Origin of the sequence: Arthrobacter sp. PAMC25284 (assembly GCF_019443425.1) — a bacterium.
Lineage (GTDB): Bacteria > Actinomycetota > Actinomycetes > Actinomycetales > Micrococcaceae > Arthrobacter > Arthrobacter oryzae_A.
Genome location: NZ_CP080382.1, coordinates 319,988 through 339,356 on the forward strand (window position 1 = coordinate 319,988; position 19,369 = coordinate 339,356).

Consider the following 19,369-nt stretch of genomic DNA (forward strand, 5'->3'; position numbering starts at 1 on the left):
GACATAAGTTTCTTCCAAGGTCCACAGACAGTACGCAGGATATCTCCAAGACGGATGGCGCAAAGTCGGGATACGGAATAAGTAAGGAGACCGGCCATGTCCATTTCACGCCGCCAGGTTCTGTTGATCGGTGGATTAGGGGTCCTCGGGGCGGGAGGTGCCATGGTGCCCCTCGGGTCCGTCGAGGCAAAGTCCGCGAGCCGCATCAGCGACCGCGAGATGCCGCGCCCATTCCAGACCAACTTCGTCCGGGCACCGTTTCTTCAGCCCGACGCGACCGGGACCGACCCCTCCGATGGGGCCCCGGTCAATTACTACAGCGTGGTGGAAAAGGCTGCGACCGCCAGTATCCTGCCACGGCTGATGACACCGATTCTCGGGTACAACGGCATTTTCCCGGGACCCACGATCAGCGTGGATCAGGGAACGAAGGCCGTGCTGAGAGTACGAAACCAGCTTCCGTCCCAGCACGCGCTGGACGGCCACGCCCTGTCCACGTCCACCCATCTGCACGGGTCCGCCTCGCTGCCGCAATACGATGGCTACGCCAGCGACATCACCAGCCCGGGGTTCTACAAGGACTACCATTTCCCGAACTTCCAGTCGGCCCGGACACTCTGGTACCACGACCACGGTGTCCACTTCACGGCCCTGAACGCCTATTCGGGATTGGCAGCGCAGTACCACCTGCATGATCCGGCCGAGAGGGAGCTTCTCCCGCAGGGCCGGTACGATGTCGCGCTGACCGTCAGCGATGCGATGTTCGCCGAGGACGGATCGTTAGGTTACGACGACAACAGCCACTCGGGACTCTGGGGGGACGTGATGCTGGTCAACGGGAAGCCGTGGCCTGTCATGAAGGTGCAGAAACGTATCTACCGTTTCCGGATACTGAATTGCTCCATCTCCCGTTCGCTGCGACCGACGCTCAGTACGGGCGACCCGGTAGTCGTCGTGGGCACGGACGGCGGTTTGGTCCCGACGGCGCAAACAGTGGCCAGCTGGCGCCAGGGAGGAGCCGAACGATACGAGATTCTCATCGATTTCCGCAAGTACAAGACGGGCCAGCGGATCGAACTGCGAAACCTTTCCAACAAAAACAACGTAGATTACGGCTTTACCAACAAGATCATGGCCTTTGACGTGACCGACGAGCCGGTCGATACTTCGGACCCGACGTGGGACCGGATCCCGACGAGCCTGGCCGCCAACAACGAGGCCATGGCACTTCAGCCGGGTCAATCGGTGGCCACACGAAAATTCCGGCTGCGGCGGAACGACACCACACGGATGTGGACCATCAATAACGACTCGTGGCAGGACGTCATTGCCAGTGGGTACAAAAAAGTCGTCGCCGAACCCGCGCTCAACTCGGTGGAAATTTGGGAGGTCGAAAACTCCTCCGGCGGCTGGTTCCACCCCCTGCACATCCACCTCGTCGATTTCCAGATCCTGACCCGAAACGGCAGACAACCCTTCCCGTACGAACGCGGACCCAAGGACGTGGTGTACGTCGGGGAAGGCGAGACCGTCCGTCTCATCATGAAGTTCACGCCCCATGCGGGCCTCTACATGATGCACTGCCACAATCTGCCCCACGAAGATCACGACATGATGGTCCAGTTCCGGGTGAGCCTCCCCGGGCACGATTATGACAGCGATGACCCGATGACGGCCGCCAAAGCTGTTTGGGACGACGGCCCAGCATGAACCGCGGGTCCGCGCGCCGTGATGGGCGGCGGACGTCCCTGGTTGTCCGTCCCGGGTCGGGCAACGCCCGGTCGGACAGCGGCCGGGGGACCTGGCTCCTTGCGGCCATGGTTGTCCCCTTCCTGGCAATGCTCGCCGTCCGCAGTTGGCTCGTGGAGCCCTTTACGGTAGCCGCGGACAGCATGTCCCCGGCTATTCCGTCGGGCAGCATCGTGTTCGTGTACAAGCCGGCGGCGGCCATGGGCCTGATCCGCAATGGCATGGTGGTCGCCTTCACGAGCCCCGTCGACGGCCGGACAGTGATCAAGCGCGTCATCGCGGGCGAGGGACAACGGGTCGCCATACGGGACTCGGAACTGTTCGTCGATGACGTTGCCGTCAGTGAGCCCTTCGTTGACCACAGCCGTATTGACGCTACCTATTTCGGACCCGAGACAGTGCCCCCGGGTCGAGTCTTCGTTCTTGGGGATAACCGCGCCGTGTCCATTGATTCCAGGGATTTCGGTGCCTTGCCGTTGTCCGCGATCCAAGGCAGCGTGCTGACTGGCCACCAGTAGCGGATGCGGCTCGTTCCGATTGCCCCCGGTTCGGCGCCCGGTCGAGTGGGCAGCACACGACTCGAAAGCCAAGGCAAAGGATGCAGGCAGCCCGGACGCCGGTTGCATGCGCAGGCCTCCGCCCTATCCACCTGCTCAGAAACGACGGCTACGGGATGGCCAGGAGGTCGGTGTGGCCGATGCTCGCTCCGGCTGCGCGCTGCCGTTCGGACAGCCACTCTTCCGCTTCCTCGGCAGATACGGCGTGGGTTTCCTGGGCCGCCGTCGCAATCCCGCCGGCCAGTTCGCTCATCAATTCGTGGTCCCCGGCCCCCAGAAGCCACGGAGAGGATGCCGTGCTGACCCTAAAACCGGCGTCCGTGAGCCGGCGTCCCAGGCTTTCGGCCGCCTGGGCGCCCGCTGCCGGGCCGAAGCCCTTATCCGTGCGCTGGTGGTCGTTAAAGGCGGCCACAACTGCCGCGTCCAGCCGGTGCGGCGGGGCCCACGACTGCTGGCCGTCGTAGCTGAGCACCGTGTACAACGGGATCCGGGCGGCTGTGAGCGCGGCGGTGAACGTGTCAAGCCAGGGTTCTGACACCAGGTCAAAGAGCGCGGACGCGGTAACCAGGTCAGGTGCCTGCGCGAGCAGGGCCTCCATCTCCTCCTTCAGGTCCGCTTGGGCGAAATCGACCTCGAGGGCCTTGGTGCCCTTGCGCAGGATCAGCCGCCGGCCGTCTGCACGGCTCTCATCGGCCCACCCGGTCAGCCGTTGCCGGGCGGCAACGAGCAACTCCGGGTCATAGTCCACCAGCAGCCAGGACTGCCGGTCCGGCAGCCACCCCGCGGTACCGCGCAGAGTGGATCCGGCCCCGCAGCCGAGGTCAATTACACTGACCTCATTCCGGCCGGCGAAATGTTCGCTCAGCTGCCACGTCAGCACCTCCGACCGGGCCTGCTGATCGGCGGGTTCGCGCAGGGCGAGCCACTCCGGGCTGGAGCCGCTCACCGCGTCCGCTCCGCACCGGCCGGCGACAGGCCGCTGAGCGCCGCCGCGCCGGCGGACGGCGCTTTGATCCCGGTACCGTGCGGGACCGTCCGCGCCGCCGCGCCGCCGGTGGATACCCTCGGCAGCCCGTGCGCCATCGCCCCGGTCAACGCCATGCCATAGCCTTCATAAAGAGAGGGCATCACAAAGAGGTCGCTGGAGCAATAGGCGGCGTCCAGGGCGTCGCCGTCGAGCATGCCGGCGAAGTTGATCCGGCCGGTGGGGGCCGGCGCGGCTGATGGCGTCCCGCACCGCCGTGATTTCGTCCGGGGAGCGGCGCGCCCGGTGTGGTCCAAATGCGCGCTGGCCCTCCGGGAGGCCCGTTTCTCGGGCGAGCGGGTGGTTGCACGAGAGCCACGACCGTCCGGTCCAGTCCGTGCAGGATCCCTTCCGGCAGGGCTGCGAGGAGCCGGCGGGCATACACATAGCCCCGGCCAGGGTGCCGAGTCCGCCCGGAACGGCGAAAACCAGCTCGACCTCGCTGCGGCCGGGCAGGGCGGGCGTTCCCTAGCGCGGCCGGCGGGCGGCGTGCTCGCGGGCCAGTGCCGCGAAGCGGTCATCCGGCGTTCCCGGGGTGAAGCTTCCGAACTTGCGTTCGGCGGCTGTCCGGATCAGGAAGTCGGCGAGGGCCGGGTTCTTTGGCAGCAATGAGCCATGCAGGTAGCTGGCCACGATGTTCTTGTACCGTGCACCTTCCTGGCCGTCGCTGCTGTTGTTGCCGGTACCCTTCGCGGTTGTCCCGAGGGGCTCGACGCCGGGTCCCAGACTGGTCTGGCCGCTGTGGTTCTCGTAGCCCAGGATGCTGCCGAATTCGCCGGAGGAGACAGTAACGTTGCCGATCAGCCGCTCGTCGGTGCCGTGCGTCTCGACGTCGAGGACGCCGATGCCCGGAATGACGGAGCCCGTCCGGGTCTTGAAGAACTTTCCGAACAGCTGGTACAGCCCGCAGATCACCAGCATTGGGGTGCCGTCCTCGGCCAGTTGCTTCAGGGCTGACGCGCGGGAGAGCAGATCGTCCTGGATGACCAGTTGTCCGCTGTCCTGTCCGCCGCCGCCAACGATCAGGTCAACATCCGCGGGGAACTCGTCACCGACGTCGTATTCGAGCAGGTCTGGGGTGTAGCCGTGCCAGCGCAGCCGCTGGGCGAGGACCAGCGCGTTGCCCCAGTCGCCGTAAATGTTCATGTCCCGTGGATACAGCTGCAGGATCCGGATGGTTCCCTTGCTGGCCGCGGCGGGTTCTGCCGGCGGGAGTTCGTGCGCGGCAGGGCTGTCGGGCGGGGGCTGGGGACTCATGAGACCACCTCAACTGTGGTGATTTTGGACAGCTCGCGGCGGATGGCGAGCATGGCGGTGTAGGTGCAGAAGATCCGCTTGGGTTTGTCCTTGGCGCCGCGGATGAAGGCGGCCAGTGCGGGCGCGATCTCGGTGTCCACCGCGCCGATGGCAACGTCGTCGTACTGCAGCCGGAGCGCCATGTCATAGCCGCGGGAACCGGTCAGCTGGTCCACGCCATCCTCCCGGAGCGTGTCGAATTCGACGTCCCAGAGCCAGGACATGTCCCGTCCGTCGGCGTAGTTGTCGTTGATGGCGATCATGGTGGCGTAGCCGGCGGCCGGGAAGGACTTCAGGCCGAGCCGGAAGCCGCTTGGGTTCTTCACCAGCACCAGATCCAGCGGAAGGCCGTCCACCACGAGGCTCTCGCCGCGGCCAAACGCCGGCGCCACTTGGGAGAGTGACTTCAGCAGGCCCTCGTTGTCGGCCACTGCCGGTCGTCCCGGACCTGCGCCCAGCACCGCGATCGCGCGGGCCAGGGTGAGTGCGGCGGCCGCATTGAAGATGTTGTAGACCCCGCGAAGCTTCATGCCCGTCGTGACCGTAACGCCGTCGTATTCAAAGTCGGCGTCGTCCGCCCCGACCCGGCGCAGCACGACGTCGGCGGGAGGCCGGGTGGCGGCCGGCACCGGACTGCCGGGAGCCGCTCGCATGTCGTCGTCGTTGGGGAAGGTGCTGAGCAGTGAGTCGTCGAGACCGAAGTACAGCACCTCGGGGCCGCTGATTTTGCCGGCGATCCGGGCCACCCGCGGATCCTCGCGGTTCAGCACCACGGTTCCGGTGGTTTTGGCCGCAATGTGTTCGAGGAGCTGCGCCGTTTTGTCGATCTCGCCGAAGCGGTCCAGCTGGTCCCGGAGGACGTTGAGCAGCAGGCTGTAGCGCGGTGGCACCTGGTTGACGAAGTGCACCGCGTGCGCCTCGTCCAGTTCCAGGATGGCAACGTCGGCCGTCAGCCGGCCGCGCCAGTCCACCTCACCGAGCAGGGCCGCGGCCACGCCCCGGGTGAAATTGCTGCCTGTGCGGTTGGTGAAGACTTTCAGGCCCTGGCCCTCGAGTAGCTCCACCACCATCTTTGTGGTTGTTGTTTTGCCGTTGGTGCCGCTGACAACAGCGACGCCCAGGGGCAGGGTGGACAAAGTCCGGCGCATGAAACCGGGGTCGATTTTTTCGACCACCAGACCGGGAAGGGCTGAGCCTCCGCCCCTGAGCCGGGAGACCCGGCGGACGAGCTTGCCGAGCGGAACGCTGAAGTAAAGCATGCTCTGTAATATATCCCAGCGGCGGTATGGAAGCCCGACGGCCGGCGGCTCCACGTGCGGCCCGGCGCCTGCGGGCGCATTATGCTGAGGGGATGACCACCCCTTCTTCTGCGCTTCCTTCCCGCGCGGGTTCAGGCATACGGATCGGCGTCCTGGGGCTGCAGGGCGACTTCCGGGAGCACTTGCACGCCGTTGAGGCCTTGGGCGCCTCGGGCGTCCGGATCCGCCGTCCGTCCGAGCTTGCAGGCCTGGACGGACTGATTATCCCTGGCGGCGAATCGACCACCATCGACAAACTGTCCCGGACCTTCGGTCTTCGGGAGCCCCTGCGCGAACTTATCCAGGCGGGCCTGCCCGTCTACGGATCCTGCGCTGGAATGATCCTGCTGGCGGACGAAATCGCGGACCCGGCGACGGACCTCTCCGGCGCACCGCAGCAGACGTTCGGCGGGCTCGACATCATGGTGCGCCGCAATGCCTTCGGCCGGCAGCGTGAGTCCTTTGAGACGGATCTGGAATTCAAGGGACTGGAGTTCAGCGCTACGGACGACGGCATACCGCCGGTCCACGCAGTGTTTATCCGCGGACCATGGGTGGAGCGGGTGGGCGACGGCGTGGAGGTCCTCGCGCAGGTGGAACCGTCCAAGATAGGTCACCCCGAGCAACTGGCGGGGAAGGCTAGAATTGTTGCAGTACGTTCCGGCAAGCTTTTGGCCACCTCCTTCCACCCGGAAGTGACGGGGGAGAAGCGCGTGCATGAACTATTTATCCGAATGATCAGAGGGGAAGCGTAAAGCATGTCAGGCCACTCCAAATGGGCGACGACCAAGCACAAGAAGGCTATCCTGGACAGCCGTCGGGCCAAGTCGTTCGCCAAACTGATCAAGAACATCGAAGTTGCCGCCCGCATGGGTGGCCCCGATCTTGCCGGCAACCCCGGCCTGGAACTGGCCGTTACCAAGGCCAAAAAGACGTCGGTTCCCGCGGACAACATTGACCGCGCGATCAAGCGCGGTGCCGGCCTCACCGGTGAAGTCGTGGACTACACCGAAATCATGTACGAGTGCCGCGGACCGCAGGGTTCGGCCCTGCTGATCGAGTGCCTCACGGACAACAAGAACCGTGCCGCATCCGAAGTGCGACTGGCCATCTCGCGCAACGGCGGCACGATCGCCGATCCCGGTTCGGTCAGCTACCTCTTCAGCCGCAAGGGTGTTGTCTCGCTGCCCAAGAATGACTTGACCGAAGATGACGTCCTGATGGCCGTCCTTGACGCCGGTGCCGAAGAAGTCAAGGACAACGGAGAGAGCTTCGAGATCCATTCCGAGCCGACCGACCTGCAAGCCATCCGCGAAGCGCTCAAGGAAGCCGGCATCGACTATGACACGGACGAAGCCGAGTTTGTCCCCTCGATGCAGGTCCCTCTCGACCTTGAGGCCGCGAAAAAGTTCATGAAACTCGCGGACGCCCTGGAAGAACTTGACGACGTCCAGAACGTCTACAGCAACGCCGACATCAGCGACGACGTGCAGGCCGCACTGGAAGCCGAGTGACCCGGCAGTTCCGCCACGACGGTGAGGCCCGGTTTTGACCCTTCGTGTTCTGGGGGTCGACCCGGGCCTCACCCGTTGCGGCATCGGGGTGGTGGATGTAGAGAAGAACCGCCGGGCCACGATGGTCGCCTATGGGGTCGTCGGGACGTCGCCCGAGGAAAGCCTGGACCAGCGGTTGCTGGTGATAGCCACGTCCATCGATGACTGGCTGGACCGTTACGAACCGCACGTCCTTGCCGTCGAACGGGTTTTCTCCCAACTCAACGTCAGCACTGTGATGGGCGTGGCACAGGCCTCCGGCGTGGTCATCGCAGCCGCAGCGCGCCGCGGCATCCCGGTGGCGCTGCACACGCCCTCGGAGGTGAAGGCGGCCGTGACCGGAAGCGGCACCTCCAACAAGGACGCAGTAACAAAACTCGTGACAAAGATCCTGCGGCTGGACACCCCGCCCCGCCCGGCCGACGCCGCCGACGCCCTCGCGCTGGCCATCACCCACGCGTGGCGGGCCGGCAGCGGGGCCGCCGTCGCCACCACCGGACCGGGCAGCCAGTCCCTGACTCCGGCCCAACGGGCCTGGGCCGACGCCGAGGCAAAAGCGCGCCGTGCACGCTGACGGCCGCCGCCACTTGCTAAGGTATTCGTAGATATGTTCGGATGGCCGGGTTTCTCCGGCTGCAATTTCGCTGTACACCCAGGAGCGCGGCTTTGATCAGTTTTCTTCGAGGAACCGTAGCCCACGTCGGCCTGTCTTCCGCCGTGATTGACCTCAACGGCGCCGGCATGAGCGTCAATGCCACGCCCCAAACCCTCGGCAGCCTCCGGGTGGGGGGCGAGGGGAAGCTCTTCACCTCCCTGATTGTCAGGGAGGACTCGTTGACGTTGTACGGGTTCGGCAGCGACGACGAGCGGGAGGTCTTCGATATCCTCCTGAGCGTGAGCGGCGTCGGGCCCCGCCTTGCGCTGGCTGTTTTGGCGGTCCACGAACCCCAGGCCATCAGGGTTGCCGCGCATTCCGGGGACGGCAAGGCTTTCACCAAGGTCCCCGGGATCGGCCCCAAGGTCGGCGCGCGGATTGTGCTGGAACTCGCCGGCAAACTCGTCCCGCATGGGACAGCCACCGGTGCAACGCCGGCAGTGTCGGCGGAAGCCGCGTGGAAGCCGCAGGTTGTGGCCGCCATGACAAGCCTTGGCTGGTCCGAAAAGGACGCTACCTCCAGTATTGATAAGTCGCTGGCCGACGCGCCGGAGCTGGCGGAGAAGGGCAACGTTGCCGAGATCCTGCGTGCAACGCTGCGTTGGCTTGGCCAGGACGGCGCCCGCGCCGGAAACAGGGCAGGCGCCCGTGGCTGAGCCGGCATCTCCAGTCGCTTCGGCGGAAGAGCCCGAAGAGCGCGTCATCGAGGCCGCCCTGCGGCCCAAGAACCTGCACGACTTCGTGGGCCAGCACCGGGTCCGCAGGCAGCTCTCCCTGGTTCTGGAAGCCTCGCGGATGCGGGGACGCAGCGCTGACCACGTTCTGCTCTCCGGACCTCCGGGACTGGGGAAGACCACCCTGTCGATGATCATTGCCGCGGAAATGAACGTCCCGCTCCGGATCAGCAGCGGCCCCGCGATCCAGCACGCCGGCGACCTGGCCGCCATCCTGTCCTCGCTGTCCGAGGGCGAGGTCCTTTTCCTGGACGAAATCCACCGGATGTCCCGGCCGGCCGAGGAAATGCTGTACATGGCGATGGAAGACTTCCGGGTGGACATCGTGGTGGGCAAAGGTGCCGGTGCAACGGCAATCCCGCTTGAGCTGCCGCCGTTCACCCTGGTCGGCGCCACCACCCGGGCCGGACTTCTGCCCGGCCCGCTCCGTGACCGCTTCGGCTTCACCGGCCACCTCGAGTTTTACTCGGTGGAGGAGCTGGAACTGGTGCTCCGGCGTTCCGCCGGGCTGTTGGATCTGAAAGTCAACTCCGCCGGCTTCAGCGAGATCGCCGGCCGGTCCCGGGGAACACCGCGTATCGCCAACCGGCTCCTGCGCCGTGTCAGGGACTGGGCGCTGGTGCATGGGATCGACCAAATCGATGCGCGGTCCGCCTCTGCGGCCCTGGACATGTATGAAGTGGACAAACGTGGTCTCGACCGGCTGGACCGGGCCGTCCTCGAAGCGCTCATCACCAAGTTCGGCGGGGGACCGGTGGGCCTGTCCACCCTGGCGATCGCCGTCGGCGAGGAAACGGAAACCGTGGAGACCGTCGCGGAGCCGTACCTTGTCCGCGAAGGCCTGCTGGGCCGCACGCCGCGGGGCCGGATTGCCCTCGCACCGGCGTGGACCCATCTGGGGTATGCCGTACCAGCAGGGATTTTCGCGCAGGACCCGCTGGAATTGTTCCGGGCCGCGGATATGGACGCCGAAGCAGGTGCCGATACCGGACCGGAATGGATCCAACAGGGCCGCTAACACCGCCGGCGGCCCTTTTCCCTCTAGACTGGAGAGACGCTCGGCACGTTCGGGTCTTCGTTTTGCGGCGGCATTCACACTGACGCCGGTCTGTCGCGGTTTCCGTCAGGCGACCTGAGCGAAGCGGACGTTGCTGAAAACCAGCTACGTAAGTACAGAACGGAACTTTTCCTGTGTTCGGATATATTTCTGCCCAGAACCAGCCGGCGGCCGGCGGCGGTTTCGACCCGATGACCATTCTCCTGTTCGTCATGCTCGGAGTCTTCGTCTTTATGATGTTCCGCCGCAACAAGAAGACCCAGCAGGCCCAGGCCCAGGTCCAGTCGCAGTTTGCACCTGGCGTAGAGGTCATGACCAGCTTCGGCCTGTATGGCCGCATCATTGAGATGGATGACGAGGAGAACAAGGTCGTCCTGGAGCTCTCGCCCGGAAACCTCGCCACCGTGCACCGCCAGGCGGTCACCAAGATCGTCGAACCCGTTGTGGCCGCCGAGGAGACCCCCGTGGTCCCCGACGACGCCTCCGCCCTGACGTTCGACAAGGCGCCCGAGCAGACTGCTGCCGGCGAATCGGCCGACGAAACCATGCGCCGCCTGAACGACGAAGGCAAGAAAGACAGCTAGTCTGCCTATTTGAGCCATACCCGCGCAGCTTCAGCAGCGGGCAGCCGCCGGTGCGGGCTCGCCACGCACCGGCGGCTTCTCCGTAATTAATAGAAAGATCGACAATGGCACGAACAGGCCCGAAAAACACAGCCCGCAGGGTGCTCGTCTGGCTCGGCGTTGTTATCGCCGTCCTGACCGCCGTCCTGGCCGGCGGAACCATGGCCGGGCAAGCCAGCTGGGCTCCGAAACTAGCCCTGGACCTTGAGGGCGGCACCCAGATGATTCTGGCCCCCCGGGTGGAGGGCGGCTCGAATATCAACGAGGAGCAGCTCAACCAGGCGGTGGCGATCATCCGCCAGCGTGTTGACGGTTCCGGCGTCGCGGAAGCCGAAATCAGCACCCAGTCCGGCCGCAACGTTGTGGTCAGCCTGCCCGGCACGCCATCGAGGGAAACCCGCGCGCTGATCCAGGCTTCGGCCGACATGAACTTCCGCCCCGTGCTTCAGGCCGGCTCCGGCGCTGCCGTGCCTGCCGAGGCGCAGGTTCCGGAGGACCAGTTGCCGAAGCCGACCGCCGAGCCGGTTGACGGAAGTGACACCAACTGGATCACCGCCGAGGTTTACCGCAAGTTCGAGACCCTCGACTGCGACAACCCGTCCCAGGACAAGCAGGAACGTTCCGATCCAACGAAGCCGCTGGTCACGTGCGAGCCTGCCACCGACGGCGCTCCGGCGATCAAGTACATTCTGGGACCGGTCGAGGTCAAGGGTTCAAACATCAAGTCCTCCTCGTTCCAGCTGCAGCAGGGCGCCCAAGGCGCGGTGACCAACGAGTGGGCCGTTAACATCCAGTTCGATGACGAGGGCTCACAGAAGTTCAAGACGGTCACAGAACGGCTGAACCGGTTCTACGTTGAGAGCCTCTCCCAGGGTGGTTCGGACCCGAGAGCGCAGTTCGCGATTGTGCTCGATGACCAGGTCATTTCCGCTCCCCGTTCGCTCGCTGTGATCACCGACGGACGTCCGCAGATCACGGGCGGCTTCACCGAGCAGTCCGCGAAGGCCCTGTCGGACCAATTGCGCTTCGGCGCCCTCCCGATCAGCTTCGAGATTCAGAGCGAGCAGCAGATCTCGGCCACCCTCGGCGGTGAGCAGCTCCGCATGGGCCTGTTGGCCGGTGTGATCGGCCTGCTGCTGGTGGTTGTCTACTCACTGTTCCAGTACCGCGCCCTGGGCCTGGTCACGATTGCCTCCCTGGTCGTGGCCGGCGCCCTGACCTACCTGGCCATCGCCATCCTCGGATGGACCGAGAACTACCGGCTGTCCCTTGCCGGCGTCGCGGGCCTGATCGTCGCCATCGGCCAGACGGCTGACTCCTTCATCGTCTACTTCGAACGCATCCGTGATGAACTCCGTGAAGGCCGCGGACTGGTTTCGGCCGTGGCGAATGGCTGGAAGCGGGCTAAACGCACGGTCCTCGCTTCCAAGGCCGTGAACCTGCTGGCCGCCCTGGTCCTGTACTTCGTGGCCGTGGGCAACGTCCGCGGCTTCGCCTTTACCCTGGGCCTGACCGCCATCGCCGACCTCATCGTCGTCTTTATGTTCACCCACCCGACCCTGCAGCTGCTGGCCCGCACCAAGTTCTTCGGCGAAGGCCATAAGTTCTCCGGGCTGGACCCGAAGCGTCTCGGTGCCGTGCCCCTATACCGGGGCGCCGGCCGGATCCGGACACCGCAGGAGAACCCCGCAGTGGCGGTCCGTGCCAAGAACACCGGCGCGACGGCCGAAGCCGCCCGCCGGATGACCATCGCAGAACGCCGCCTCGCGGAACAGCAGGAGCAGGCACAGCAGGAACAGCTTGCCGGCTCCGCCAAGGGTGCAGCCAAGGAAGGCAAGTAAATGGCCAACTTCGCCGAGTTCGGTAACGAGCTCTACACGGGAAAACGGTCCTACGAATTCGTCGGATCCAAGAAACTCTGGTTCCTGATTGCAACCGTCCTCGTTGCCTTCTCGATCCTCCTGCCGATCGTCAAGGGCGGCTTCAACCTCGGAATTGAATTCCGGGGCGGGTCCGAGTTCACCGTATCCAACGTGAGCACCACGGATGCGGCTCTCGGCGAGAAAGCTGTCCAGGACATCGTTCCCGGAAGCATCCCGCGGGTTGCCAACGTTGCCGGCAACACCATGCGGATCCAGACAGACAAGCTCACCGAGGACGAAACGCTCAGCATCAAGGAAGGACTGACGTCCGCCTACGGTGTGACCGAGAACGAGGTGACCTCCACGTTCGTCGGTCCCACCTGGGGCGCTGATGTCACCAATCAGGCGCTGCTGGGCCTCGTCATCTTTGTGGGGCTGGCAGCGGTGCTGATGGCGCTGTACTTCCGGACCTGGAAGATGTCGCTGTCCGCAATCGCCGGCATGGGCGTGACCATGTTCATCACGGCCGGTGTCTACTCCCTCAGCGACTTCGAGGTCACCCCGTCGGCCATCATCGGATTCCTGACGGTGCTCAGCTATTCGTTGTATGACACCGTGGTGGTGTTCGACAAAATCCGGGAAAACACCGCCGACCTTCAGGCCTCCACCCGCAGGACGTTCGCTGAAGAGGTGAACCTGGCCGTCAACCAGACCCTGGTCCGGTCGATCAACACTATGATGGTGGCCATCCTTCCCGTGGGTGCCATCCTGTTCATCGGTGCCGGCCTGTTGGGTGCAGGAACTTTGCGTGACCTCTCCCTCGCCCTGTTCGTCGGAATCCTGATCGGCACCGCGGCAACCATCTTCGTTGCTGCTCCGCTGTATGCCTGGCTCCGCCAGGGCGAGCCGGAGCTGGTCAAGCAGGCCACCCGGGTGGAACACCGGCGCGCCGACGCTGCTGCCAAGACGCTTTCGCAGGCGAACACCGCCAAGGCCTGACGGCGTTGGGTGGCCGGGCTGGTGATCGTCATCCGTGACGCTTGCCGGCCCGTCGTCGTATCCGGAGCGGTTATCAAAGTCTCCGGCTGCGGGAATACACTTGAATAATTAACCGGTTGTGGAAGGTGCTCCATTGGAAGAACGATCGAAGCCGGTGCCGGCGGCACCGGATCAGGGTCACGCCCAGGGGTCCCGGACCGGTGTGGTTGCCTCCGGACGCAATGATGGTCCGGTGCCGGTGGACAGCTCCGGCGCCCGGCCCACATTCCCGGGCCGCCGCGAACGGACCCGTTCCCGGCTGGCCCGGCTGACGGGTCGGGGAGCGCCGGCGTATTCGCCGATCCTCGAGCCGTTGCTGCGTACCGTCCGGGTCAACAACCCCAAGGAAGACTTCGACCTCATCCAGCGTGCCTTTGTCGTTGCGGAGCGCTGCCACCGGGGCCAGAAGCGTAAGAGCGGTGATCCTTACATCACCCATCCTGTTGCCGTCGCCACCATCCTCGCCGAACTGGGACTGAGCGGCACAACGCTGGCCGCCGCCCTGCTGCACGACACCGTCGAAGACACCGCGTACTCGCTGGAAGACCTGAAGGCGGAGTTCGGTCCCGAAGTGGCGATGCTGGTGGACGGCGTCACCAAACTGGACAAGGTGAGCTTCGGAGAAGCCGCCCAGTCTGAAACCGTCCGCAAGATGGTCGTGGCCATGGCCAAGGACATCCGGGTGCTGATGATCAAGCTCGCTGACCGCCTGCACAACGCACGGACCTGGCGGTTTGTGTCCGCTGAGTCCTCTGGACGCAAGGCCCGCGAGACGCTGGAGATTTTTGCTCCGCTGGCGCACCGCCTCGGCATGAACACGATTAAGTGGGAATTGGAAGACCTCTCCTTCGCTGCGCTCTACCCGAAGGTCTACGAGGAAATCGTCCGGATGGTGGGGGACCGCACTCCGGAACGCGAAAAGAACCTGAGCGTCATCCGGAATCAGATCACCGATGACCTGCGTGCTGCCAAGATTAAGGCAACCATCACCGGCCGGCCGAAGCACTACTACTCGATTTATCAGAAGATGATCGTGCGGGACAAGGACTTCGACGACATCAACGACCTCATGGGCGTGCGGGTGCTGGTCGATTCCGTCCGGGACTGTTACGCCGCCCTGGGAGCCATGCATTCCCGCTGGAATCCGCTGCCCGGGCGGTTCAAAGACTACATCGCGATGCCGAAGTTCAACATGTACCAGTCGTTGCATACGGTGGTGATCGGACCCGGCGGCAAACCGGTGGAGATCCAGATCCGCACCCACGAGATGCACCGGCGGGCCGAGTACGGCGTAGCCGCGCACTGGAAGTACAAGGACCAGCCCAACCGCTCGGCGGCCGGCCCCGGCAGCCCGCGCGACGGCGACATGGGATGGCTGCGTTCCCTTGTTGACTGGCAGCAGGAGACTTCGGACCCGGGCGAGTTCCTTGACTCTTTGCGCTTCGAAATTAATGCCCGTGAGGTGTTCGTCTTTACCCCCAAGGGTGAGGTGATGGCCCTGCCCGCCGGGTCCACACCGGTGGACTTCGCCTATGCCGTCCACACCGAGGTGGGCCACCGGACCATCGGCGCGCGCGTCAATGGCAAGCTCGTGCCGCTAAACAGCGAGCTCAACCACGGTGACTGGGTGGAGATCTTCACGTCCAAGGCCGAAGGAGCCGGCCCGAGCCAGGACTGGCAGCACTTCGTCAAAAGTGCCCGGGCGCGGAACAAGATCAGGCAATGGTTCAGCAAGGAACGCCGCGAAGAGGCTATTGATCACGGCAAGGAGCTGCTGACCAAGGCAATGCGCAAGCAGAACCTCCCACTGCAGCGCCTGATGACACACGATGCCCTGGCTGCCATCGCCGAGGACTTCAAATACGTGGATATCTCCGGCCTCTATGCCGGGGTCGGTGACGGCCACACCTCGGCCCAGTCCGTGATGGAACGACTGGTCGAGCATGTCGGCGGAAACGAAACCCCCGACGACGAGCTCACCGAGGTTTCCATCCCGACACAGGTCTCCAAAACCCGCTACTCCGATTCCGGTGTGGTGGTCCGCGGCGTCGACGACATCTGGGTGAAACTCGCCCGGTGCTGCACACCGGTGCCGCCTGACCCGATCCTCGGATTTGTGACCCGGGGGTCCGGCGTCTCCGTGCACCGGACCGACTGCACCAACGTGTCGGGCCTGATGGACGAGCCGGACCGTATCGTCGAGGTGGACTGGGCGCCGACGCAGTCCAGCGTGTTCCTGGTGGAGATCCAGGTCGAGGCGCTGGACAGAAAATCGCTCCTCTCGGACGTGACCAGGGTGCTGTCCGAGAGCCACGTCAACATCATGGCAGCGAGTGTGCAGACCTCCACCGACCGGGTCGCGATCTCCAAGTTCGCGTTTGAGATGGGTGATCCCAAGTACCTTAGCCATGTCCTGAGTGCCGTGCGCCGGATCGACGGGGTCTTTGACGTCTACCGCACCACCGGCAACCGGCGGCGCAGCTAGGCAACAGGGCCGGCACCGGGCCGGACGGAGTCCGGCATGCCCGGGCCCGCTGCAACGGGCAGCGGGGCCGGAAGGGGTCCCTGCTCTAAGGCGGCGAGTTTTTCCAGTGCCGCTTTTTTGTGCGGCAACCTGGGGCTGGCCTCAACTGCGACCCGCAGTAAGCGGAGCCGCACGCCCAACTCCGGGCGTGCAAGGAGCGCCCGGAGAGCCGGTACGGCCCGGTCCGCCTCCACGTGCAAGGCAATATCGAGGGCCGTCCGCAGCGGGCTGGAGACCAGCAGGCCACCGAAATTGACGACGTCGAACGGTCCCAGCCGGACTTCATGGAGCGTGCAGCCGCGCATGGACCTAAGGCCGGAGACACGGTGGCCGGCGTCAACGAGCAGCGCCAGCCGGTCCGGCTCCTGCGTCCCATCGTAAATCCAGGCGGCTGTCATCCGCCCTGCGACCACGCGGGCCCGGACGTCCGGCGGAATAATCAGCGCGGCGGCGCGCGCCCGCAGTAGCGGCGTGGCGCGGGCGCCCGGCGGCAGGTAGCCGCGCTGGAACAACCTGGTCACTACCCCGTCAACCGCCATCGCCTGCAATTCCTGCCACGAGAACAGGGCGCCGGGGGCGTAGAGCTCCGGCCGGTCCACACCCGGTGGCAAGGGCGCCGGTCGGGGCCTTGGAGGCCGGGCGGGGGAGCTGGGCGTGAGTACCATCCCGTCATCGTCCCCTGCCGGCCCGGACGCGGCACAGGCCCCGTCCCGGTCATGTGGATAACCGGGACGGGGCCTGTGGGCGTGCTGCGCGGGCGCGCGGCGGATGAAGCGCTAGGCGAGTTCGCTGGCGGAGCGTTCCAGCTGCTCCAGCCACGCCTGGCGGGCGTCGAGGGCTTCCTGTGCCGCCTTGATCTTGCGCTGGTCGCCGGCTTTCTCGGCCTTGGCCAAGTCATCCTTGAGGCCGGTTATCGCGGATTCGAGCTGGCTCAGGGCACTGTTGGTGCGCGCCTTCGTCTCCGGGTTGGACCGCTTCCAGTTCTCGTCTTCGGCGTGGCGGACGGCGTCCTCGACCTTCCGCAGCCCGGCTTCGATGCGGCCCATGTCGGCGCGCGGGACTTTGCCGGCTTCTTCCCAACGGTCACGGATCGACTGCAGGGCCTTCTTGGCAGCGGTCAGATCCTTGATGGGCAGCAGCGTATTCGCCTCCGCCAGGAGCTCTTCCTTCACAACGAGGTTAGCGCCGTATTCCTGGTCGATCTCTTCGTTGGCGGCCTGCCTGTGGGTGAAGAAGATGTCCTGTGCGGCACGGAAACGGGCCCAGAGGGCGTCGTCGTCCTTGCGGCTCGCGCGCGGTGAAGCCTTCCACTCATCCATCAACCGGCGGTATTCGCCGGCAGCATAGCCCCAGTCGGTCGAGGCCGACAGCGCTTCGGCTTCGGCGATGAGCTTCTCCTTGGCCGCTTTGGCTGTCGAGTTGTTGCTGTCCAGCTGGGAGAAGTAGGCGCGGCGGTGCCGGTCGAAAACGGTCCGGGCGGCCCGGAACCGCTTCCAAAGCGCGTCTTCGTTGCTGCGTCCGAGACGGACCCCGCTCTTCTGCGCAATTTTCCAGCTTTCGAACAGTTCGTTCATCCGCGCGCTGGACGTCTTCCACTGGATCTGGGCCGGGTCGTGGCCGGCGATTTCTTCGGCCTCCGCCACGATTGCTTCGCGGGCGGCCAGTTCGGCGGCGCGGACGGCGTCATGTTCTGCCTTCTCGGACTTCTCCAGATCGACGATCTGGCCGACCAGGGTGTCCAGACGGCCCTCGGCGGCCCGGAGGTCGCCCACCATGTTGCGCTCGGCGAGCTGTTCGCGCAGGTGCGTGACGGTCTTCTGCATGTCCGTGGACGGAGCTTTGGAGCTGACGCGCTGTTCGAGCAGGACGATTTGGGCCACGATGTCGTCGTACTTCCGGGCGAAATAGCCCAGTGCCTCGTCGGCGCTGACGCCGGGATACTGGCCGACGGGGTGTTCCTCGCCGTCGAGGGTCAGGAAGACGTGGCCGTCTCCTTCGACCCTGCCCCAGCGCGCTGCTTCGGCCAGGGCGGCAGCGGACGAGACGATGGCCGGTGCGGGGGCCGCGGCAGAGGGCGTGGCCTTCGGGCGTGCCGCGAACGCGGCGGGGGAGGGGGCCGGGCGCTTGGCAGGGGTGGGAACCGGTGACTCAGCCGTGGCCTTCTCGCCGTCGGCAGTCGGCTCGCCGGCGTGGATTCCCGGAGCCGCGGCATCTTCAGTCGTCGGGGCGTCTTCGGCCCCGGGGGCCGGGTGCGTCACCTCGGCCGGGCTGCTGTCCTCGGCCGGGGTTGCCGTGGTTTCGGTTTCGTTGGCGGGTGCTGCTGCCAACGTTTCGTCGGATTTCTGACTGTCTGTCACCGCTAGAAGTCTTTCGCTTGGAGGGAAATACCGGGACCGTGGCCTGTGGGGCCGCGGTTGGTTACTTCAGTGAGAACGAGTCTATCGTGACTGGTTCCGCAGGTTCGCCGTCGCTGGGGTTCTCCCCGGGTTTAAGACCTGCGGCGGCAATGCTTGCCACGACGTCCAGTCCGGTGGTCACCCTGCCGACCACCGTGTAGCCGCCCGCCGCGTCCGCCGGGATGACCGTGTCCTTGTAGACGATGAAGAACTGGGTGCCGTTGCCGTACGCGTTGCCGCTGGTCCTGGCCACGGCGATCGTGCCCGCCGGGTAGTTGTTATCCGGCGGGGTGTTCTCCAGCGGACCCCAGGTGTAGGCCGGGTCACTGCTGCCGTCCCCGGCCTTGGAACCGCACTGCAGGACCCCGAAGGTTTCGGCGGTGGTCAGGCGGTGGCAACTGACGCCGGCGTAGAAATTCCCGTCCGCGAGAGACTTGAAGACGGCGGCGGCCTGCGGAGCCGCTGTCCCGTCCAGTTCAACGCCGAGCGTCCCTGAGTTGAGTCGGAGCTCACCGGAAAACGTCTGGCCCGCGGCGCTTGCCGGGTCTGGAATGTTCGCTGCGTTCGTCGGCCCGGCAGTGGGCGTGGCGGATGCGGAGGGGCTCGTCAGATCCGCCTGCGTGGCGGCGAACTCCGCCTCGCTCGGGTTGCCGGCGAAGACGGAGAGTTGGAGAACGACGGCCAGGACGATGGCCGCGGTGCCGGCACCGGCGGCCACGAGGTTGTCGCGTTTCCTGCGTCGGTCCTGTTCCCGACGCAGCTCCCGCTTGCCTTCCATCTGCTGGATGCGCCGCCTGGCTTCGCGGGCGCTCCGTGAACTGGCCGCCAAAAGTCCTCCTGGGGTAGGGCCGAATACGCGGGCAGCGTGGGGCGCCGTCGCGGTTTCAGCGGTCATACAGCCGTCAGTCCGCCCCGCGCGGCCGCATTAGAGGATGCAGGCGCCGAAAGCATAAACTGACTGCCGCACACAGTTTATGCACGACTGGCTGGTCTGCCGTCCTTA

Annotated in this window: 18 protein-coding genes; 11 read left to right on the forward strand and 7 right to left on the reverse strand. The window is 65.4% G+C overall.

What is annotated here, in order from left to right; genetic code table 11:
- The first annotated feature begins 96 nt into the window (after positions 1-96).
- Together KY499_RS01525 and lepB are read left to right on the forward strand one after the other, a co-directional pair.
- Positions 97-1,710, forward strand: a complete 1,614-nt coding sequence (locus tag KY499_RS01525) for a multicopper oxidase family protein (protein ID WP_219886084.1) — start codon at positions 97-99, stop codon at positions 1,708-1,710.
- 107 nt (positions 1,711-1,817) lie between these two features.
- On the forward strand, positions 1,818-2,267 hold the full coding sequence (gene lepB, locus KY499_RS01530) for a signal peptidase I (RefSeq protein ID WP_219886085.1): 450 nt from the start codon (positions 1,818-1,820) through the stop codon (positions 2,265-2,267).
- A 148-nt stretch (positions 2,268-2,415) separates the two neighbouring features.
- On the opposite strand, the gene KY499_RS01535 is transcribed toward lepB, so the two are convergent.
- The 4 genes from KY499_RS01535 to KY499_RS01550 form a co-directional block, all read right to left on the reverse strand.
- On the reverse strand, positions 2,416-3,252 hold the full coding sequence (locus tag KY499_RS01535; protein WP_219886086.1) for a class I SAM-dependent methyltransferase: 837 nt from the start codon (positions 3,250-3,252) through the stop codon (positions 2,416-2,418).
- On the reverse strand, positions 3,249-3,587 hold the full coding sequence (locus tag KY499_RS01540) for a glycosyltransferase (protein WP_219886087.1): 339 nt from the start codon (positions 3,585-3,587) through the stop codon (positions 3,249-3,251). Before KY499_RS01540 ends, KY499_RS01535 begins: the two co-directional genes overlap by 4 nt.
- A gap of 211 nt (positions 3,588-3,798) precedes the next feature.
- Positions 3,799-4,587 carry a type 1 glutamine amidotransferase gene (locus KY499_RS01545; protein ID WP_219886088.1) on the reverse strand — a complete coding sequence of 263 codons (789 nt, stop codon included), beginning with the start codon at positions 4,585-4,587 and terminating at the stop codon, positions 3,799-3,801.
- Positions 4,584-5,885 (reverse strand): Mur ligase family protein, encoded by a 1,302-nt coding sequence (locus tag KY499_RS01550; protein WP_219886089.1) that lies wholly within the window; start codon positions 5,883-5,885, stop codon positions 4,584-4,586. Before KY499_RS01550 ends, KY499_RS01545 begins: the two co-directional genes overlap by 4 nt.
- Before the next feature lie 92 nt (positions 5,886-5,977).
- Here KY499_RS01550 and pdxT point away from each other — a divergent pair, with 92 nt between their 5' ends.
- From pdxT to KY499_RS01595, 9 genes are all read left to right on the forward strand, one after another.
- Positions 5,978-6,679: a pyridoxal 5'-phosphate synthase glutaminase subunit PdxT gene (gene pdxT, locus KY499_RS01555; protein ID WP_219886090.1), complete on the forward strand. Its 702-nt coding sequence runs from the start codon at positions 5,978-5,980 to the stop codon at positions 6,677-6,679.
- A gap of 3 nt (positions 6,680-6,682) precedes the next feature.
- On the forward strand, positions 6,683-7,438 hold the full coding sequence (locus tag KY499_RS01560; RefSeq protein ID WP_123256013.1) for a YebC/PmpR family DNA-binding transcriptional regulator: 756 nt from the start codon (positions 6,683-6,685) through the stop codon (positions 7,436-7,438).
- Positions 7,439-7,472: 34 nt separating this feature from the next.
- Entirely contained in the window at positions 7,473-8,051 is a 579-nt protein-coding gene (gene ruvC, locus KY499_RS01565; RefSeq protein ID WP_219886091.1) for a crossover junction endodeoxyribonuclease RuvC, read from the forward strand.
- 92 nt (positions 8,052-8,143) lie between these two features.
- On the forward strand, positions 8,144-8,788 hold the full coding sequence (gene ruvA / locus KY499_RS01570; protein ID WP_219886092.1) for a Holliday junction branch migration protein RuvA: 645 nt from the start codon (positions 8,144-8,146) through the stop codon (positions 8,786-8,788).
- Complete coding sequence (gene ruvB, locus KY499_RS01575) at positions 8,781-9,884, forward strand: Holliday junction branch migration DNA helicase RuvB (RefSeq protein ID WP_123256010.1); 1,104 nt, start codon at positions 8,781-8,783, stop codon at positions 9,882-9,884. Before ruvA ends, ruvB begins: the two co-directional genes overlap by 8 nt.
- Before the next feature lie 230 nt (positions 9,885-10,114).
- Entirely contained in the window at positions 10,115-10,507 is a 393-nt protein-coding gene (gene yajC / locus KY499_RS01580) for a preprotein translocase subunit YajC (RefSeq protein ID WP_123256080.1), read from the forward strand.
- A gap of 104 nt (positions 10,508-10,611) precedes the next feature.
- Positions 10,612-12,387: a protein translocase subunit SecD gene (gene secD / locus KY499_RS01585; protein ID WP_219886093.1), complete on the forward strand. Its 1,776-nt coding sequence runs from the start codon at positions 10,612-10,614 to the stop codon at positions 12,385-12,387.
- On the forward strand, positions 12,388-13,407 hold the full coding sequence (secF, locus tag KY499_RS01590) for a protein translocase subunit SecF (RefSeq protein ID WP_123256008.1): 1,020 nt from the start codon (positions 12,388-12,390) through the stop codon (positions 13,405-13,407).
- A gap of 133 nt (positions 13,408-13,540) precedes the next feature.
- On the forward strand, positions 13,541-15,931 hold the full coding sequence (locus tag KY499_RS01595) for a RelA/SpoT family protein (protein ID WP_375141107.1): 2,391 nt from the start codon (positions 13,541-13,543) through the stop codon (positions 15,929-15,931).
- Here KY499_RS01595 and KY499_RS01600 read toward each other — a convergent pair.
- From KY499_RS01600 to KY499_RS01610, 3 genes are all read right to left on the reverse strand, one after another.
- Positions 15,928-16,569 carry a hypothetical protein gene (locus tag KY499_RS01600; RefSeq protein WP_308813067.1) on the reverse strand — a complete coding sequence of 214 codons (642 nt, stop codon included), beginning with the start codon at positions 16,567-16,569 and terminating at the stop codon, positions 15,928-15,930. The two genes, KY499_RS01595 and KY499_RS01600, sit on opposite strands and share 4 nt — an antisense overlap.
- Positions 16,570-16,746: 177 nt before the next feature.
- Positions 16,747-18,327, reverse strand: a complete 1,581-nt coding sequence (locus KY499_RS01605; protein WP_258190891.1) for a DUF349 domain-containing protein — start codon at positions 18,325-18,327, stop codon at positions 16,747-16,749.
- A 61-nt stretch (positions 18,328-18,388) separates the two neighbouring features.
- A complete protein-coding gene (locus KY499_RS01610) occupies positions 18,389-19,195 on the reverse strand; it encodes a peptidylprolyl isomerase (RefSeq protein WP_219886094.1) in 807 nt (268 codons plus the stop codon).
- Positions 19,196-19,369 lie beyond the last annotated feature (174 nt).

Coding starts and splice junctions, on each gene's coding strand:
- KY499_RS01550 (WP_219886089.1), bottom strand. CDS start 5,885: ATGCTTTACTTCAGCGTTCCGCTCGGCAAGCTCGTCCGCCGGGTCTCC.
- pdxT (WP_219886090.1), top strand. CDS start 5,978: ATGACCACCCCTTCTTCTGCGCTTCCTTCCCGCGCGGGTTCAGGCATA.
- secD (WP_219886093.1), top strand. CDS start 10,612: ATGGCACGAACAGGCCCGAAAAACACAGCCCGCAGGGTGCTCGTCTGG.
- KY499_RS01525 (WP_219886084.1), top strand. CDS start 97: ATGTCCATTTCACGCCGCCAGGTTCTGTTGATCGGTGGATTAGGGGTC.
- KY499_RS01560 (WP_123256013.1), top strand. CDS start 6,683: ATGTCAGGCCACTCCAAATGGGCGACGACCAAGCACAAGAAGGCTATC.
- secF (WP_123256008.1), top strand. CDS start 12,388: ATGGCCAACTTCGCCGAGTTCGGTAACGAGCTCTACACGGGAAAACGG.
- lepB (WP_219886085.1), top strand. CDS start 1,818: ATGGTTGTCCCCTTCCTGGCAATGCTCGCCGTCCGCAGTTGGCTCGTG.
- yajC (WP_123256080.1), top strand. CDS start 10,115: ATGACCATTCTCCTGTTCGTCATGCTCGGAGTCTTCGTCTTTATGATG.
- KY499_RS01545 (WP_219886088.1), bottom strand. CDS start 4,587: ATGAGTCCCCAGCCCCCGCCCGACAGCCCTGCCGCGCACGAACTCCCG.